Here is a 17,782-nt window from a genome sequence, read left to right as displayed (position 1 = left end):
ATCTGCAAGTGCAGTCTGGAAAAGGCCTACCCTAGAGGTCTGGATTACAAATGACTATCCCCTTTTTGCATTTTCGGGGCACAGTGATGGCGGTTTTTCAGACCGCGGTGCGCGGTAAAAAGTCTGAATCGCCCGTAGGGACGATTTTCTGCGACGAGTGGTAAAAATCGATGCCAGCCTTTATCCAAGGCGTTCGCAGGCTGAAAAAGCGCCTTTTTGTGGATTGTTTGCACACCGAATGTTGTTGCTCCGAAGTCTTTCTGGTATAAAGCAGCGCTCTTTTCTAGGGGCCCGGTTCCTTCACTGTAGGTGTAGCCGGTAAGACCTCTAAAGAAACGCGGCGCCTGGCGCCAAATGACTGAGAGATTAAGCGGCCAACCCATGCCGGGTTGGGCATGTGGTTTTAGAGGGCTGAGGCATGTCGAGAGTATGTCAAGTTACCGGTAAGGGTCCGGTGACTGGGAATAACATTTCCCACGCAAACAACAAAACCCGTCGTCGTTTCCTGCCGAACCTGCAGCATCACCGCTTCTGGGTTGAAGAAGAGAAACGTTTTGTGCGTCTGCGCGTATCTGCCAAAGGCATGCGTATCATCGACAAGCGTGGCATCACTGTCGTGCTCGCCGAACTTCGCCGCGATGGCAAGATTTAAGGGAGCTAATCATGCGTGAATTGATTCGTTTGATCTCGAGCGCCGGTACTGGTCACTTCTACACTACCGACAAGAACAAGCGTACTACCCCGGACAAAATCGAGATCAAGAAATTTGATCCGGTTGTTCGCAAGCACGTGATCTACAAGGAAGGCAAAATCAAGTAATTGATTTTTCCCGACTTACGAAAAAGGCCCGTATCTCACGATACGGGCCTTTTTTGTGGTCTCGATTTTTGTGTCGCCTGTCCTGACGCCTTCGCGAGCAAGCTCGCTCCCACCATGGAATGCGGTCAATTGTAGGAGTGAGCCTGCTCGCGATAGGGCCGGATCAGCCAGCGAAAATCCTCAAGCCTTCTGTTCAAAGATCACATAGATCTTGCGGCAAGCTTCGAGCACTTCCCAAGTGCCCCGAAACCCTGCCGGAATCACAAACCGGTCGCCAACGCGCAAGGTCTTGGCATTGCCCTCGCCGTCACGCAGCACCGACGCGCCCTGTAAAATCTCGCAGTATTCATGCTCGGTGTAATTCACCGTCCACTGACCCACCGCACCTTCCCATACGCCAACGCCCATCTGCCCACACGGGCTGTCGTATTGATGAAACACCGCTTGCTCAGGATCACCCTTCAGTACTTTCGCCGGGTCCGGGCGATAGCGTTCGGCTTCGCTGCTGGTCAGGCTGATGTCGACGACGTTCTGGATGTTCATTGTTGTTATCCCCCGTAAATACGGCGCGATTGGCTGGAAAGGGCCAAAGTCTATGTTGATTAAAATCAACACCGCAAGGCCGTATGACCACCTTATGTCAAATATATTGAAACAACCCCGGCCGCTGGTTTAGGGTGGCGGGTGCCTTGGGCCGAAATGCAGGCTGGCCGGGCAGAATTTTTGAGGACGCTGGCGACGATCGCGCGGCGCTCGTATTGAACAAGAGGAGGACACTTAAATGACCACCCTGACTCGTACCGACTGGGAACAACGCGCCCGCGATCTGAAAATCGAGGGCCGCGCCTACCTCAATGGCGAATACACCGACGCCGTCTCCGGCGAGACCTTCGAGTGCATCAGCCCGGTCGATGGCCGTCTGCTTGGCAAGATCGCCAGCTGTGACGCCGCCGACGCCCAGCGCGCCGTGGAAAACGCCCGCGCCACCTTCAACTCCGGCGTCTGGTCGCGTCTGGCACCGACCAAACGCAAAGCCACCATGATTCGTTTTGCCGGCCTGCTGAAGCAGCACGCTGAAGAACTGGCCCTGCTCGAAACCCTCGACATGGGCAAGCCGATCAGCGATTCGCTGTACATCGACGTTCCGGGTGCGGCGCAAGCGCTGAGCTGGAGCGGTGAAGCGATCGACAAGATCTACGATGAAGTGGCGGCCACGCCGCACGACCAACTGGGCCTGGTGACCCGCGAGCCAGTGGGTGTCGTCGGTGCCATCGTGCCGTGGAACTTCCCGCTGATGATGGCCTGCTGGAAACTCGGCCCGGCGCTGTCGACCGGTAACTCGGTGATCCTCAAACCATCGGAAAAATCCCCGCTGACCGCCATCCGCATCGCTGCGCTGGCTGTTGAGGCCGGTATTCCGAAAGGCGTGCTCAACGTGCTGCCGGGCTACGGTCACACCGTCGGCAAGGCGCTGGCCCTGCACAACGATGTCGACACGCTGGTGTTCACCGGTTCGACCAAAATCGCCAAGCAACTGATGATCTACTCCGGCGAATCGAACATGAAACGCGTCTGGCTGGAAGCCGGCGGCAAGAGCCCGAACATCGTCTTTGCCGATGCGCCGGATCTGCAAGCCGCTGCCGAATCCGCTGCCAGCGCCATCGCCTTCAACCAGGGCGAAGTCTGCACCGCCGGTTCGCGTCTGCTGGTCGAGCGTTCGATCAAGGACACATTCCTGCCGATGGTGATCGAGGCACTGAAAGCCTGGAAGCCGGGCAACCCGCTGGATCCGGCCACCAACGTCGGTGCATTGGTCGACACTCAGCAGATGAATACTGTGCTGTCGTACATCGAATCCGGTCACACCGATGGCGCCAAACTGGTCGCCGGCGGCAAGCGCATTCTTCAGGAAACCGGCGGCACTTATGTTGAGCCAACGATCTTCGATGGCGTGAGCAACGCGATGAAGATCGCTCAGGAAGAGATCTTCGGCCCGGTGCTGTCGGTCATCGCTTTCGATACGGCTGAAGAAGCGATCCAGATCGCCAACGACACGCCGTATGGCCTGGCCGCTGCGGTATGGACCCAGGACATCTCCAAGGCGCATCTGACCGCCAAGGCACTGCGCGCAGGCAGTGTCTGGGTTAACCAGTACGATGGTGGTGATATGACCGCACCGTTCGGCGGCTTCAAGCAGTCGGGTAACGGTCGCGACAAATCGCTGCACGCGTTCGACAAGTACACCGAGCTGAAAGCGACGTGGATCAAGCTGTAAGCCGCTGAGGGGAGCCTGATTCAATCAGGCTCCCGAACCATACAGAGATCCCTTGTGGGAGCGAGCTTGCTCGCGAATGCGGTGTATCAGTCAGCAGATCTGCTGAATGTGAAACCGTATTCGCGAGCAAGCTCGCTCCCACATTGGTTTTGTGGTGCACATAAAAATAATCCACAGGAGCGTGGAACATGCGGTGGGCGACGTATTTCGCCGTGTTGGCGTCTGTCTTGAGTGTCGGCCTGGCCCTGGGGGTCAGCATGCCGTTGGTGTCGTTGCGCCTCGAAGGTTGGGGCTACGGCTCCTTTGCCATCGGCGTGATGGCGGCGATGCCGGCGATTGGCGTGTTGTTGGGCGCGAAGATTTCCAGCCATCTGGCGGCGCGTTTCGGCACGGCGAACCTGATGCGCCTGTGCCTGTGGGCCGGTGCGCTGTCGATCGGTCTGTTGGCGTTGCTGCCGAGCTACCCGATCTGGCTGGTGCTACGGCTGATGATCGGGGTGATCCTGACCATCGTGTTCATCCTCGGCGAGAGCTGGATCAATCAACTGGTGGTCGAGAACTGGCGCGGGCGGCTGGTGGCGCTGTATGGCAGCAGCTATGCGTTGAGCCAACTGTCGGGTCCGTTGCTGTTGGGCGCGCTGGGTACCGAGCATGATTATGGTTTCTGGGTCGGTGTCGCTTTGCTGTTGCTGTCGCCATTGCTTTTGCTGGGCCGCAGCGGTGCTCCGAGCAGTGAAGCCAGCAGCGTAACGTTCAAGGAGTTGTGGGGCTTCGCCCGTGAGTTGCCGGCGATTGCCTGGGCGGTGTCGTTGTTCGCCGCATTCGAGGCGATGATCCTGACGTTACTGCCGGTGTATTGCCTGCAACAGGGCTTCACTGCCGAGATTGCGCTGGCGATGGTCAGCACGGTGGTGGTGGGTGATGCGCTGCTGCAACTGCCGATTGGTGCGCTGGCCGATTATCTGTCGCGGCGCACCCTGTTCACTGGGTGCGCAGTGATCCTGATGCTGTCGAGCCTGGCGATTCCAATGTTGATCGACACGCTGTTGATCTGGCCGCTGTGGGTGCTGTTCGGTGCCAGCGCCGGCGGGCTGTTTACCCTGTCACTGATCCTGATTGGCGAGCGTTATCGTGACGATGCACTGGTGCGGGCCAATGCGCATATTGCGCAGCTGTGGGGGGTTGGCTGTCTGATCGGGCCTCTGATGGCGGGGGCGGGCAGTCAGTGGATCAGCGGACATGCGTTGCCGCTGCTGATGGCGGTTGGGGCGTTTGGACTGGTGATTCTGCTGATGCGGCAAGGTGCATTCGGTACGGTGCAAACGGCTTAAGGTCAAAAGATCGCAGCCTGCGGCAGCTCTTGCAGGGGGAATGCATTTCAACTGTAGGAGCTGCCGCAGGCTGCGATCTTTGCTTTTTAAAGCATCCGCTCAAGGCCGACAGTGGTGCTGAACCATGCGTTGAAGCGCCGCCACCAGCTCCCCGGTTCCTTGGTCAGCGTGTGCAGCTGGCCGTTGTCTTCGGTGATCCAAACGATCTGGCCATCCTGCAATTTCGCTTGGTAACTCAGCGCCGGCGCCATCCCCTGCAAGGCCAGCTCACGCACATGCTCGGCCAACTCCGGACTGTCGACCAAGACCCCGACCTCGGTGTTCCACAACACCGAGCGCGGGTCGAAGTTGAACGAGCCGATAAACGACTTCTGCCGATCAAAGATCATCGCTTTGCTGTGCAAGCTTGAATCAGAGCCGCGAAACGATTTGCTGTAAAACACATGCGGGCCACTGCCGTAGTTATCCCCAGGCTGACGGCGCAGTTCATACAGTTTCACGCCATGCTCCAGCAACGCTTTGCGATACGGCGCATAGCCGCCGTGCACCGCTGGCACATCGGTGGCTTCCAGCGAGTTGGTCAGAAGGCTTACCGAGACGCCGGCATCGGCACGACCGGTCAGGTAGACCAGTCCCGGCTGGCCCGGAACGAAATAGGCCGAGATCATCACCAGTTCTTTGCTGACGTTTTTCAACTCCGGGCCCAGCTGCGTGGTCAGCAGCAATTGCGGATCCGGTTCAGCCTTGGCCAGCACCTTGCTCGGCGCGTCCCACAGCGCCTGATTCCATGCCCAGATCAGCTCTTTGCGCCAGATATCCATGCGCGGCGCAGTCTTGAATGTCATCAACTGCTGGTACAGCGCGTGATTCTGTTTGCGGGTTTCCTCCAGCGATTCTTCCAGACGTGTGCGGGTGTTCTGCAGGTCCTTGGCGGTCGGTCGGCTGGAGAGAAATTCGTCGATCGGTTTGCTCAGGGCGCTGTTCCAGTACTGGTCGAAACTGTGCCCGAGCTGCTCGGCCACCGGCCCGACACTGAGCATGTCGATGTCGGTGAAATTCAGGTTTGGCTCGGCGTCGAAATATTCGTCACCGAGATTGCGCCCGCCGACGATGGCCACACTGTTGTCCGCCAGCCACAGCTTGTTGTGCATGCGCCGGTGTTGCAGCGACAGGTTGAACAAGCGGCCCGCCGCGCGGGTGACGCCGGTGCTGCGGCCCAGATGCAGCGGGTTGAACAGGCGGATCTGGATCTGCGGATGCGCCGCCAGCGTGGCGATGATCTGGTCCAGACCGTCGCTGGTGGTGTCGTCGAGCAGAATGCGCACGCGCACGCCGCGATCGGCAGCCTTGAGCAGTTCCTCCACCAGCATTCGCGTGCTGATGCCGTCATGGACGATGTAGTACTGCAGATCGAGACTGGTCTGGGCGTTGCGAATCAGCTCGGCGCGGGCGGTGAACGCCTCGCTGCTGTTGGACAGCAGGCGAAAACCTGAGCGGCCCTGATAGGGCGCCGCTTGCGCCTGAATCGAACGGCCGAAGCTGGAATCAGCTGCCGGTAACGCCTGACTTGGCTCGCGCGGGACATCGAGACTGGCACAGCCGCTCAGGAACGAGGCGAGTAACAGCAAAGCGAGTAGGGGCTGTCTGAAGCTCACGTAGGATCATTCCGAATGGCGGCAAGGGTCGGCATATGGACGCGGTTCTCTGGAAAAAGGTCAGTCGGCTTCCGCCAGCAATCTGACAGCGGTCGCGCCGACCTTGCGCACCGCCTCTTCGATCTGCGCTGTCGGTTTGGCAGCGTAGTTCATCCGCAGGCAATTGCGGTACTTGCCTGAGGCGGAAAAGATACTGCCGACGGCAATCTGTACGCCTTGGTCGTGCAACTCACGATTCAGTTTCAAGGTGTCGAAACCTTCCGGCAACTCGACCCACAACATGAAGCTGCCTTGCGGCCGGCTGGCGCGGGTACCTGCCGGGAAATAGCGGGTCACCCAATCGATCATCAGGTCGCGGCTGCGTTGGTATTGCGTGCGCATGCGCCGCAAATGCGGTTCGAAATGGCCAGCCTTGAGAAATTCGGCAATAGCGATCTGCGGCTGCGGCGCGGTCGAGCCGGTGCTGATGTATTTCATGTGCAACACCCGTTCAAGGTATCGACCCGGCGCGACCCAGCCAATGCGCAGCCCCGGCGCCAGGGTCTTGGAAAACGAACTGCACAACAGCACACGGCCGTCTTCGTCGAAGGATTTGATCGTGCGAGGGCGCGGGTAGGTGTAGGACAGTTCGCCATACACATCGTCCTCGATGATCGCTACGTCGAAGCGCTGCGCGAGGTTGAGGAGGGCGCGTTTGCGCGACTCCGGCATGATGTAGCCGAGCGGGTTATTGCAGTTGGGCGTGAGCTGGATGACCTTGATCGGCCATTGTTCCAGTGCCAGTTCCAGCGCTTCGAGGCTGATCCCGGTGAGCGGGTCGGTGGGAATTTCCAGGGCTTTCATACCCAGGCCTTTGAGGGTCTGCATGGCGCCATGAAAGCTTGGCGAGTCCACCGCGACAATATCGCCCGGTTCGCAGATCGCGTGGATGCTGGTAGACAGCGCTTCGTGGCAACCGGTGGTGATCACCAGATCGCTCGCGCTCAACTGGCAGCCGGAGTCGAGCATCAGTCGAGCGATCTGTTCGCGCAGTTCGAGAGTGCCGTGGATGTTGTCGTAATACAGACCGGGCATGTCCTGACGGCGGCTGATCCGCGCCAGCCCACGCAGCAAAGGCTTCATCGTCGGCGAGCTGATGTCCGGCATGCCACGACCCAGTTGCACGACATCCTTGCGCGGCACCGCGCGAATCAACTCCAGCACTTGATCCCACTGCGAAATCTCCACCGGGCGCTGCGCCGGACGGCCGACGGCGGGCAGCTCCGGCAGTTCGCGGCCGACCGGCACAAAGTAGCCGGACTTGGGTTTCGGCGTGGCCAGGCCGCTGTCTTCGAGCACGCGATAGGCCTGTTGCACCGTGCTCAGACTGACCCCGTGTTCGACGCTCAAGGCGCGCACCGATGGCAGCCGGTCACCTGGGCGATAGAAGCCGTTTTCGATGCGCGTGCCGAGCAATTCGGCGAGGTTTACATAAAGGGTCATGGCGCAGCCTCGGTGCGGTGATTCGATAAACCAGTACAGATCTCGCAAAAATCGACAATTCAGTCGACAAAGCGGCAAATCTGTATGGAGTTAATACAGTGTCTTTGAATCTGTAATGGTTTTGCTCGCCCGCGCATCATGGAATCTCTGGCTACCCAAGTAAACAGGAGCATTGAAAATGAACGGCTTGAGCGATGTGCGGTTGACGTTACACGGTCAGGAACTGGCGGCAGGGCAGAAGGACAGTGCGCGCAATGAGATCATGCGCAATGCGCCGTCCGGCCTGAGTCGCTGGAGTCTGTTGTGGCATCGTCTGCACACGCGCAAGGCGTTGCTGGCACTGACGGCGGATCAGCTCAAGGACATCGGGCTGACGCGTGAGCAAGCGCAGGAGGAGGGGTTGAAGCCTTTCTGGCGGATCTGAGATCTGTATTGTTCTTTCGATCCATTCGCGAGCAAGCTCGCTCCCACATTGATCTTCAGTGGATACAAAATTCCCATCCACCGCATATCCCCTGTGGGAGTGAGCCTGCTCGCGAAAGCGGCCTCAGGATCGCTGCAAAACCATCAGACCAACTCTTTCATCCGATGCCACAACATCCCCAACGCCAACAACGGCGAACGCAAATGCTTGCCGCCCGGGAAGGTGATGTGCGGCACCTTGGCAAACAGGTCAAAGCCACCGCTGTGCTGCCCGCTGATTGCTTCGGCGAGCAATTTGCCCGCCAGGTGCGTGGCATTCACCCCGTGCCCTGAGTACGCCTGGGCGTAATACACATTCGGCTGATCCGCGAGGCGGCCGATCTGCGGCAAGCGATTGGCGCCGATGCCGATCATGCCGCCCCACTGATAATCGATCTTCACACCCGCCAGTTGCGGGAATACCTCAAGCATCTTCGGCTGCATATACGCCGCGATGTCTTTCGGGTCGCGTCCCGAGTAATGGCAGGCACCGCCGAACAGCAGGCGGCGATCCGCCGAGAGCCGGTAGTAATCCAGCGCCACACGCTGGTCGCAGACCGCCATGTTCTGCGGCAGCAGGTTGTGCGCCTGCGCTTCGCTTAACGGCTCGGTGGCGATGATGTAGCTGCCGGCGGGCAGGACTTTGCCGCTGAGTTGCGGGTTCAGATCGTTGAGATAGGCATTGCAGCCCAGCACCAACGTCTTCGCGCGCACTGAGCCTTGCGCTGTATGCACCTTCACTTCAGGGCCGTAGTCGATACGGGTTACTGCCGAATGTTCGAACAGCTTCACGCCCAGTTGCTGCGCTGCTGCTGCTTCGCCCAAGGCCAGGTTCAGCGGATGCAGATGCCCGGAGCCCATGTCGATCAAGCCGCCGACATAGCGTTTGGAACCGACCACCGTGTGCATGTCGTGGGCTTGCAGCAAGCGGGTTTCGTAGCGATAGCCAAGGCCACGCAGTTCTTCGGCGTCTTCGGCAAAGCCTTCGAGGTCGGACGGTTTGTTGGCGAGGTCGCAATAGCCCCAGGTCAGGTCGCAGGCAATCTGAAAACGCTCGACGCGCTGGCGAACGATTGCCACTGCTTCCAGGCCCATCAGTTTCATCTCGCGCACGCCGTCGGTACCGATGACGTTGGTGAACTGATCGAGACCATGACCGACCCCGCGAATCAGCTGCCCGCCGTTGCGACCGCTGGCGCCCCAACCGATCTTGTGCGCTTCCAGCAACACCACGCTGAGGCCGCGTTCGGCCAGTTCCAGCGCCGTGTTCAACCCGGAAAAGCCGCCGCCGACCACACAGACGTCGGCCAGTACGTCACCTTGCAACACCGGGTGATCGGGCTGCGGCAGGCTGCTGGCGGCGTAGTAAGAGGCAACGTGGGGTTGGCTCGCGGAGGTGAAGGCGCGGGCAGTCATGGGCGTCATCCAACGGCTAAGTGTCGAGAAAATTTGACGGAGCATAAGCCGCACGCCCGAACGTGGGCAACATTGGTCGGCCTGCGGTGTCTGGATCGCGGCTTTTGCGGCACAATTGCCGCAAATTCCTTCTCGGTCAGCGCTGCAATGAGCTGCAACAGCCAGAAAATCCGCACCTTGCGCCAGCAGATACCCTCGTTCGAGTGCGTGCCCGGCTGTCACGATTGCTGCGGTCCGGTAACCACCTCGCCCGAAGAAATGGCGCGCCTGCCGCGCAAGACCCGCGCCGAGCAGGATGCGGCGATGGAAGAACTGAACTGTGTGCATCTGGGGCCGAATGGCTGCACGGTGTATGAGGAACGGCCGTTGATTTGCCGTTTGTTCGGCACGACCAAGACCTTGCCTTGCCCGAATGAGCGGCGCCCGGTGGAGTTGATTCATCCGAGAGTGGAGAAGCAGATATTCGAGTACATGGCGGCGAATCGGCAGGTGTTGGTTTAACGCGTTCACTCGGAACCGAGTCGACGCCATCGCGAGCAGGCTCGCTCGCACATTTGGAATGCATTTCCCTGTGGGAGCGAGCCTGCTCGCGAATGGAGCGCCAGCGATCTTCAATCCGGAATAGGTAAGCTCAAGCTCTCCTTCACCTCTTCCATCACGATATAGCTCTTCGACTCACGCACATGCGGCAGCTTCAGCAGAATGTCGCCGAGCAGCTTGCGGTACGAGGCCATCTCGGAAATCCGCGCTTTCACCAGATAGTCGAAATCCCCCGACACCAGATGACACTCCAGCACGTGCGGCAACTTCAGCACCGCGCGTCGGAACTCCTCGAAAGTGTCGCCGGATTTGTAGTCGAGGCTGATCTCGACGAACACCAGCAAGCTACCCTTCAAATGCTGCGGATTCAGTCGGGCGTTGTAGCCCATGATGATCCCTTCACGCTCCAGGCGCCGTACCCGTTCGGTGCAGGGCGTGGTGGAGAGGCCGACCTTTTCCCCAAGTTCGGTAAAGGAAATCCGCCCGTCCGCCTGCAGGATCCGCAAGATGTTGCGGTCGATCTTGTCCAGCTCACGTTTGGTCTGAGTGTTGGTACGCATAGGGGATGCGCCTCCGTGAAAAGGGTTTTTGCCGAGAATTGTCGCCAAATATAGGCGCTTATATAGTGAAAAGCACTGGCATTTCTTTTTTACACTGCGCCCATCATTGCTCTAACAACAGACGTACGCGGCCCTGCCGCGATGAGGGATACAAAAATGCGCGTAATGGTCTTGGGTAGCGGCGTCATCGGTACCGCCAGTGCTTACTATCTGGCCCGTGCCGGGTTTGAAGTGGTGGTGGTCGACCGGCAGCCAGCCGCGGCCATGGAGACCAGTTTCGCCAACGCCGGCCAGGTATCGCCGGGCTACGCCTCGCCGTGGGCCGCGCCGGGCGTGCCGCTGAAGGCGATCAAGTGGCTGTTGCAGCGCCACGCCCCTCTCGCGATAAAAGCCACCGCCGACATCGACCAGTACCTGTGGATGGCGCAGATGCTGCGCAACTGCACCGCCAGCCGTTACGCGGTGAACAAGGAGCGCATGGTGCGTCTGTCCGAGTACAGCCGCGACTGCCTCGATGAACTGCGTGCGGATACCGGCATCGCCTACGAAGGCCGCAGCCTCGGCACGACTCAATTGTTCCGCACTCAGGCACAGCTTGATGGCGCCGCCAAAGACATCGCTGTGCTGAAAGAATCCGGCGTGCCGTTTGAAGTCCTCGACCGCGCCGGCATTGCCCGCGTAGAGCCGGCCCTGGCAGGTGTCACTGACATCCTCGCCGGCGCCCTGCGCCTGCCGAATGACCAGACTGGCGACTGCCAGATGTTCACCACGCGCCTCGCCGAAATGGCCGTGAAACTCGGTGTCGAATTCCGTTTCGGCCAGGACATCCAGAAACTCGACTACGCCGGTGATCGCATCAACGGTGTGTGGATCGACGGCAAACTGGAGACCGCTGACCGCTACGTTCTGGCGCTCGGCAGCTACTCGCCGCAACTGCTCAAGCCGCTGGGCATCAAGGCGCCGGTGTATCCGCTCAAGGGTTACTCGCTGACCGTGCCGATCACCAACCCGGCAATGGCCCCGACGTCGACTATTCTCGACGAGACCTACAAGGTCGCGATCACCCGTTTCGACAACCGCATCCGCGTTGGCGGCATGGCCGAGATCGCCGGTTTTGACCTGTCGCTGAACCCGCGCCGCCGCGAAACCCTGGAGATGATCGTCAACGACCTTTATCCTCAGGGCGGTAATCTGGCCGAGGCGAGCTTCTGGACCGGCCTGCGTCCGACCACCCCGGACGGCACCCCGATCGTTGGCGCTACGCCGTTCAAGAACCTGTTCCTCAACACCGGTCACGGCACGCTCGGTTGGACCATGGCGTGCGGTTCCGGTCGTTTGCTGGCCGATCTGATGGCGAAGAAAAAGCCACAGATCAGCGCCGAAGGCCTCGATATTTCTCGTTACGGCAACAAGACCCAGGAGTCCGCAAAACATGTCAATCCAGCGCCAGCTCACCAATGAGCGCATGAGTCAGATCGTCAGCCACAACGGCACCGTGTATCTGGCCGGGCAGGTCGGCGACGACTTCGACGCCGGGATTGAACAGCAGACTCGCGAGGTAGTGGCCAATATCGAGCGCTTGCTCGATCTGGCCGGCACCGACAAACAGCATCTGCTGTCGGCGACGATCTACCTGAACGACATCGAAGCCCACTTTGCCGGGATGAACTCGGTGTGGGACCAGTGGCTGCCCAAAGGCGCCGCCCCGGCCCGCGCCACCGTCGAAGCGAAAATGGCCAAGCCGAGCATTCTGGTGGAAATTTCCATCGTCGCCGCGCTGCCGTAACCGTTGTAAAGATCCCTCTCCCGGCGCTGTTGGCGGTTCACGTCGTCAGTCGGCGCCGGTTTTTCTTCCCATGACCGCCTAGAAGTCTGCCGCCATGCGTCCTGCCCGTGCCCTGATCGACCTAGAAGCCCTGCGCCACAACTACCGAATTGCCCGCGAAGTCACTGGCGCCAAGGCGCTTGCGGTGATCAAGGCGGACGCCTACGGCCATGGCGCGGTGCGTTGCGCCCAGGTACTGGAAACCGAGGCCGACGGTTTTGCCGTCGCCTGCATCGAAGAAGCGCTGGAGTTGCGCGCGGCCGGCATCAAGGCCCCGGTGTTGTTGCTCGAAGGCATCTTCGAAGCCGATGAGCTGGCGCTGATTGTCGAGCATGATTTCTGGACCGTGGTGCATTCGCTGTGGCAGCTCGAAGCGATCGAGCAGGCGACACTGAGCAAGCCGATCACCGTGTGGCTGAAGCTCGATTCGGGCATGCATCGCGTTGGTCTGCATCCGAAGGACTATCCGGCGGCCTATCAGCGTCTGCTGGCCAGCGGCAAAGTGGCGAAGATCGTGTTGATGAGCCACTTCGCCCGCGCCGATGAGCTGCACGCGCAGAGCAGCACCGAGCAAGTCGCGGTGTTTGAAGCGGCGCGTCAGGGCCTGGCGGCGGAAGTCAGCCTGCGTAACTCGCCGGCCGTGCTCGGTTGGCCGCAGATTCACAGCGACTGGGTACGTCCGGGCATCATGCTCTACGGCGCGACCCCGTTCGAGGAGGCCAACGCCGTGGCTGATCGCCTGCAACCGGTGATGACCCTGGAGTCGAAAGTCATCTGCGTCCGTGAACTGCCCGCCGGTGAGCCGATCGGCTACGGTGCCAAATTCATCACCGACAAGCCGATGCGCGTCGGCGTGGTGGCGATGGGTTATGCCGATGGCTACCCGCGTCAGGCGCCGACCGGCACGCCGGTACTGGTGGCGGGTAAACGCAGTCGGATTCTCGGTCGCGTGTCGATGGACATGCTCTGCATCGACCTCACCGATGTGCCTGAAGCTGGCCTCGGTTCGAGCGTTGAGCTGTGGGGTAAAAACATCCTCGCCAGCGAAGTGGCGCAGTGGGCGGACACCATTCCGTACCAGATCTTCTGCAACCTGCGTCGGGTGCCAAGGCTCTATTCCGAGGGTTGACGCCGCTGCGGGGGCCAAGTGTTGTAAATACTGAACGCTGTCGCCATGATAACGCTCAATATTCTTACAACATCAGGAGGCTCCCGCCTTGGACGTCGGTGAACGACTGCAATCGATCCGCAAGCTCAAAGGGCTTTCCCAGCGTGAACTCGCCAAACGCGCGGGCGTCACCAACAGCACCATTTCGATGATCGAAAAGAACAGCGTCAGCCCTTCGATCAGTTCGCTGAGGAAGGTACTGGGCGGGATTCCCATGTCGATGGTCGAGTTCTTTTCCGAAGAAATCCTGCAGGAAGTCCCGACCCAGATCGTCTACAAGGCCAACGAGCTGATCGACATTTCCGACGGCGCCGTGACCATGAAACTGGTCGGCCGTGCGCACCCCAGCCGCGCCATCGCCTTCCTCAATGAAATCTACCCGCCGGGCGCCGACACCGGCGAAGAAATGCTCACCCATGAAGGCGAAGAAACCGGGATTCTGGTGGAAGGTCGTCTGGAGCTGGTGGTGGGTCTGGAAACTTTTATTCTCGAAGCCGGCGACAGCTACTACTTTGAAAGTACCAAGCCGCACCGTTTTCGTAATCCGTTCGACGCGCCTGCGCGACTAATCAGCGCAGCCACGCCGGCGAATTTTTAACAAAGAGGTGTCAAGCCATGATGGCAAAGGCATCCGGAGAGTTTTTCTACCGTGCGGTATAACCCCTTCGACTATGGGGTTGTTTCAGTGTGGCGGGCTACCCGCTATACTTCCGCCCGCCTGCGAACCGTGGCCGCAGGCGTGAATAGCCACCATTGAGGGTGAACGCGTGAACCTAATTATGAAAATGCTGGCTGCACCAGCAACCGTACTGGCCCTCTGGGCTGTCAGCGCTCAAGCTGCGACGAATGACGACATTGCCAAACGCCTCGAGCCTGTTGGCCAGGTGTGTGTGCAAGGCAAGGAATGCAAGGGGATGGAAGTTGCCGCTTCCGCAGGCGGCGGTGGCGGGGCGAAAACCCCGGATGAAGTGATTGCCAAGCACTGCAACGCTTGCCACGGTACCGGGTTGTTGGGCGCGCCGAAGATCGGTGACACCGCAGCGTGGAAAGAGCGTGCTGATCATCAGGGCGGTCTTGATGGCATCCTCGCCAAAGCCATCACCGGTATCAATTCGATGCCGCCGAAAGGCACCTGTGCCGATTGCTCGGATGATGAGTTGAAGGGCGCGATCCAGAAGATGTCTGGCCTGAAATAAGCCGCGTCTCTGGCGAAAAAAACCGTCTTCGGACGGTTTTTTTGTGCCTGCGATTCAGTAGCCTCATCGGAACGCCGCCCGCCCAGCCCTCTCCCTGAGGGAGAGGGGGCCGACCGAGGTGTCTTTCGCTATCCATCGACCTGAGAGACCTTAGCGATTATGGATTCAGCACATCACTTTCACGTCGGCATACCTCCCCAATATCCCCCAATCTGTCCCCTCTACCTCTGGGAGAGGGCTAGGGTGAGGGCAAGCGATCTCCAGCCATAAAAAACTCCTGTGGCCGACAATCGTCCAGGACTTTTGGGCTGTCCTTTGCAGCAAACTCAAGGCAAGCTCGGTCTACCCCTATTCACGGAACGGGCAGGAGGCTTCAGATGGTGCAGTTGTGTTCGATCGAACAGGCAGTGGACGACGTGCTGACGCGGTTGCCGGCGCATATCCACATGGGCATGCCGCTGGGGTTGGGCAAGCCCAATCACTTCGTCAACGCGCTGTACCGGCGGATCAAAGGCCTGCCCGAGCGGCAACTGACGATCTACACCGCGCTGTGCCTCGGCCGGCCGAACCTGGGCGATGGTTTGCAGAAGCGCTTTATCGAACCCTTCGTCGAACGCGTCTTCGGTGACTACCCGGAGTTCGATTTCCTTGGCGACCTGCACCGCGACAGCCTGCCCGCCAACATCCGCATCGAGCAGTTTTTCATGCAGCCCGGCAGCCTGCTCAACAGCGCGCCGGCCCAGCAGAATTACGTCAGCAGCAACTACAGCCACGCCGCGCGCGACATCAACGCCGCCGGGCTGAATCTGGTAGCGCAATTGCTCGCCAGTAGCAGCGAACACCCGGATCGTCTGAGCCTGAGCTGCAACCCGGACATCACCCTCGACCTGTTGCCGATGATCGCCAAGCGCCGCCACGCCGGGGAGACCATTTTGCTGGTCGGTCAGGTGCACACCGATCTGCCGTACATGCCCGGTGATGCCGAAGTCGATATCGACACCTTCGACCTGCTGATCGACGCGAAAGACAGCAGCACGCTGTTTTCCACGCCAAACATGCCGGTGGGCTTTCAGGATCATTTCATTGGCTTGCACGCCAGCACGCTGGTGCGCGACGGCGGTACATTGCAGATCGGCATCGGCTCGATGGGCGATGCCTTGACCGCCGCTCTGCTCGCCCGTCAGGCAGATAACGCCGGATACACAGCGTTACTCAATGACATCAACCTCAGCCAGTGGGCGCAATTGATCGACCGCGAAGGCGGCACCGGCCCGTTCGCCAAGGGCCTTTACGGCTGCAGTGAAATGTTCGTCAACGGTCTGCTAGTGCTGGCGGATGCCGGGATCATCCGGCGCAAGGTCTACCCGGATGTGCCAACGCAGGAACGGGCCAACGCCGGCACCCTCGACGAGGCCGCGCAGACTGACGGGATTTCGGTGCACGGCGGCTTCTTCCTTGGTCCGCGCAGTTTCTATGAACGTCTGCGCGAGTTGCCGCAAAACAAACGCCTCGAATTCAACATGACCCGCATCAGCTACATCAACGAGCTGTACGGGCAGGAAGAACTCAAGCGCCTGCAGCGACTTGATGCGCGCTTCATCAACACCGTGTTCACCATGACGTTGTTGGGCGCGGGCGTCGCGGATCAACTGGAAGACGGGCGCGTGCTCAGCGGTGTCGGCGGGCAGTACAACTTCGTCGCGCAGGGCCACGCACTGCACGATGCCCGATCGATTCTGATCCTGCGTAGCTGGCGCGAATCCGGTGGTGACGTCAGTTCCAACATCGTCTGGGAATACGGCCATTGCACGATCCCACGGCATCTGCGCGATATCGTCGTGACCGAGTACGGCATCGCTGATCTGCGCGGCAAGTCCGATGCGGTGGTGATCGAGTCATTGCTGAATATCAGCGATTCCCGCTTCCAGCAGGGCCTGATTGAGCAAGCGCAAAAAGTCGGCAAATTGCCAAAGGATTTTCGCCTTGATCCGCGCTTTGCCGACAACACACCGCAGCGTCTGCAAGCGATCGCCGCCCGGCATCCGAACCTGTTTCCGGAGTATCCGCTGGGTTGTGATTTCACTGCGATCGAACGGGATTTATTGCGGGCGCTGAACTGGCTGAAGAGCAAATTCAAACTCACCGAAATCCTCGAACTCGGCAAGGCGGCCCTCGATGCGCCGGAGGCTTCGCTGTATCCCGAGCATCTTCAACGCATGCAGCTGACAAACCCGGAAGGCCTGAAAGAAGACCTCTTCCAACGCCTGCTGCTCACCGGCCTCAAAGCCACCGCGCAGTAACAAGCGACAAAAAACCTGTGGGAGCGAGCTTGCTCGCGAAAAGCGGTTAGTCAGTCACTGAAGAGGGGACTGATCTGACGCCTTCGCGAGCAAGCTCGCTCCCACAGGTATTGCGGTGAGCTTGCGGCTTTCAGCGGTTATTCGATGAAGGTGACCACGCCATCTTTCAGCGATTTCACCCGAGCCAGCGATTCGACGCGGTAGCCTTGCGAGTCCAGCTCGGCGCGGCCGCCCTGGAACGACTTCTCGATGACGATGCCCAGACCGGCAACGGTCGCGCCGGCTTGCTTGATGATCGAGATCAGCGCTTGCGACGCCTTACCGTTGGCCAGGAAGTCGTCGATGATCAGCACGCGGTCGCTGCTGGTCAGGTGGCGCGGGGAGATGGCCACGGTGCTTTCGGTCTTCTTGGTGAACGAGTAAACGGTCGCCGACAGCAGGTTTTCCGTCAGGGTCAGGGACTGTTGCTTGCGGGCGAAGATCACCGGCACGCCGAGGTTCAGACCGGTCATGATCGCCGGGGCTATCCCTGAGGCTTCGATGGTGACGATCTTCGTGATGCCCGAGTCCTTGAACAGCGAGGCGAATTCGTCGCCGATCAGCTTCATCAGGGCCGGGTCGATCTGGTGGTTCAGGAAGGCGTCGACCTTCAGGACCTGGTCGGAAAGCACAATGCCTTGTTCGCGGATTTTCTGGTGCAATGCTTCCATGAAGCTGTCCTCTTTTGGCGCTTTGTGCGCCGAAGGTCTAGTA

General features: G+C 59.8%; 18 protein-coding genes. 12 read left to right on the top strand and 6 right to left on the bottom strand.

Features of this window, described 5'->3' with window-relative positions:
- Positions 1-418 precede the first annotated feature (418 nt).
- Together rpmB and rpmG are read left to right on the top strand one after the other, a co-directional pair.
- Positions 419-652, top strand: coding sequence for a 50S ribosomal protein L28 (rpmB, locus tag AB4O11_RS07600; protein WP_007920377.1), 234 nt, complete (start codon positions 419-421; stop codon positions 650-652).
- A gap of 11 nt (positions 653-663) precedes the next feature.
- Positions 664-819: a 50S ribosomal protein L33 gene (gene rpmG, locus AB4O11_RS07595; protein ID WP_007894709.1), complete on the top strand. Its 156-nt coding sequence runs from the start codon at positions 664-666 to the stop codon at positions 817-819.
- Between the two features lie 180 nt (positions 820-999).
- Here rpmG and AB4O11_RS07590 read toward each other — a convergent pair whose 3' ends face one another.
- A complete protein-coding gene (locus AB4O11_RS07590) occupies positions 1,000-1,362 on the bottom strand; it encodes a cupin domain-containing protein (RefSeq protein WP_460130405.1) in 363 nt (120 codons plus the stop codon).
- A gap of 238 nt (positions 1,363-1,600) precedes the next feature.
- On the opposite strand from AB4O11_RS07590, the gene AB4O11_RS07585 reads away from it, so the two are divergent.
- A complete protein-coding gene (locus AB4O11_RS07585; RefSeq protein WP_257356602.1) occupies positions 1,601-3,094 on the top strand; it encodes an aldehyde dehydrogenase in 1,494 nt (497 codons plus the stop codon).
- A 188-nt stretch (positions 3,095-3,282) separates the two neighbouring features.
- A complete protein-coding gene (locus tag AB4O11_RS07580) occupies positions 3,283-4,425 on the top strand; it encodes an MFS transporter (RefSeq protein ID WP_099757511.1) in 1,143 nt (380 codons plus the stop codon).
- Positions 4,426-4,511: 86 nt separating this feature from the next.
- Here AB4O11_RS07580 and AB4O11_RS07575 read toward each other — a convergent pair whose 3' ends face one another.
- Positions 4,512-6,080, bottom strand: a complete 1,569-nt coding sequence (locus tag AB4O11_RS07575; RefSeq protein ID WP_460130404.1) for a phospholipase D family protein — start codon at positions 6,078-6,080, stop codon at positions 4,512-4,514.
- Between the two features lie 60 nt (positions 6,081-6,140).
- Positions 6,141-7,562 carry an aminotransferase-like domain-containing protein gene (locus tag AB4O11_RS07570; protein ID WP_093429671.1) on the bottom strand — a complete coding sequence of 474 codons (1,422 nt, stop codon included), beginning with the start codon at positions 7,560-7,562 and terminating at the stop codon, positions 6,141-6,143.
- Between the two features lie 178 nt (positions 7,563-7,740).
- On the opposite strand from AB4O11_RS07570, the gene AB4O11_RS07565 reads away from it, so the two are divergent.
- Positions 7,741-7,986: a DUF1127 domain-containing protein gene (locus AB4O11_RS07565; RefSeq protein ID WP_095049332.1), complete on the top strand. Its 246-nt coding sequence runs from the start codon at positions 7,741-7,743 to the stop codon at positions 7,984-7,986.
- 143 nt (positions 7,987-8,129) lie between these two features.
- On the opposite strand, the gene AB4O11_RS07560 is transcribed toward AB4O11_RS07565, so the two are convergent.
- Complete coding sequence (locus tag AB4O11_RS07560; RefSeq protein ID WP_460130403.1) at positions 8,130-9,440, bottom strand: NAD(P)/FAD-dependent oxidoreductase; 1,311 nt, start codon at positions 9,438-9,440, stop codon at positions 8,130-8,132.
- A gap of 147 nt (positions 9,441-9,587) precedes the next feature.
- Here AB4O11_RS07560 and AB4O11_RS07555 point away from each other — a divergent pair, with 147 nt between their 5' ends.
- Complete coding sequence (locus AB4O11_RS07555) at positions 9,588-9,941, top strand: YkgJ family cysteine cluster protein (RefSeq protein WP_064389779.1); 354 nt, start codon at positions 9,588-9,590, stop codon at positions 9,939-9,941.
- 110 nt (positions 9,942-10,051) lie between these two features.
- On the opposite strand, the gene AB4O11_RS07550 is transcribed toward AB4O11_RS07555, so the two are convergent.
- A complete protein-coding gene (locus AB4O11_RS07550) occupies positions 10,052-10,540 on the bottom strand; it encodes an Lrp/AsnC ligand binding domain-containing protein (protein ID WP_003177284.1) in 489 nt (162 codons plus the stop codon).
- A 156-nt stretch (positions 10,541-10,696) separates the two neighbouring features.
- On the opposite strand from AB4O11_RS07550, the gene dadA reads away from it, so the two are divergent.
- The 6 genes from dadA (at position 10,697) to AB4O11_RS07520 (ending at position 17,029) form a co-directional block, all read left to right on the top strand.
- Positions 10,697-12,001 carry a D-amino acid dehydrogenase gene (gene dadA / locus AB4O11_RS07545; RefSeq protein WP_460130402.1) on the top strand — a complete coding sequence of 435 codons (1,305 nt, stop codon included), beginning with the start codon at positions 10,697-10,699 and terminating at the stop codon, positions 11,999-12,001.
- Positions 11,973-12,326 carry a RidA family protein gene (locus AB4O11_RS07540; RefSeq protein WP_460130401.1) on the top strand — a complete coding sequence of 118 codons (354 nt, stop codon included), beginning with the start codon at positions 11,973-11,975 and terminating at the stop codon, positions 12,324-12,326. The genes dadA and AB4O11_RS07540 overlap by 29 nt, the downstream gene beginning before the upstream one ends.
- Before the next feature lie 94 nt (positions 12,327-12,420).
- Positions 12,421-13,494 (top strand): alanine racemase, encoded by a 1,074-nt coding sequence (gene alr, locus AB4O11_RS07535; protein WP_186620152.1) that lies wholly within the window; start codon positions 12,421-12,423, stop codon positions 13,492-13,494.
- Between the two features lie 88 nt (positions 13,495-13,582).
- Positions 13,583-14,131 carry a cupin domain-containing protein gene (locus AB4O11_RS07530; protein ID WP_007920393.1) on the top strand — a complete coding sequence of 183 codons (549 nt, stop codon included), beginning with the start codon at positions 13,583-13,585 and terminating at the stop codon, positions 14,129-14,131.
- 181 nt (positions 14,132-14,312) lie between these two features.
- Positions 14,313-14,729 (top strand): c-type cytochrome, encoded by a 417-nt coding sequence (locus AB4O11_RS07525; protein WP_175555627.1) that lies wholly within the window; start codon positions 14,313-14,315, stop codon positions 14,727-14,729.
- Positions 14,730-15,106: 377 nt separating this feature from the next.
- On the top strand, positions 15,107-17,029 hold the full coding sequence (locus AB4O11_RS07520; protein ID WP_460130400.1) for an acetyl-CoA hydrolase/transferase C-terminal domain-containing protein: 1,923 nt from the start codon (positions 15,107-15,109) through the stop codon (positions 17,027-17,029).
- 137 nt (positions 17,030-17,166) lie between these two features.
- On the opposite strand, the gene AB4O11_RS07515 is transcribed toward AB4O11_RS07520, so the two are convergent.
- A complete protein-coding gene (locus AB4O11_RS07515; RefSeq protein ID WP_007920398.1) occupies positions 17,167-17,739 on the bottom strand; it encodes a xanthine phosphoribosyltransferase in 573 nt (190 codons plus the stop codon).
- Between the last annotated feature and the right edge of the window lie 43 nt (positions 17,740-17,782).

Source organism: Pseudomonas sp. H1_D05 (assembly GCF_054682705.1).
Note: the sequence above shows the minus strand (reverse complement) of the source record. Positions and strands in the feature narration are given on the sequence as shown.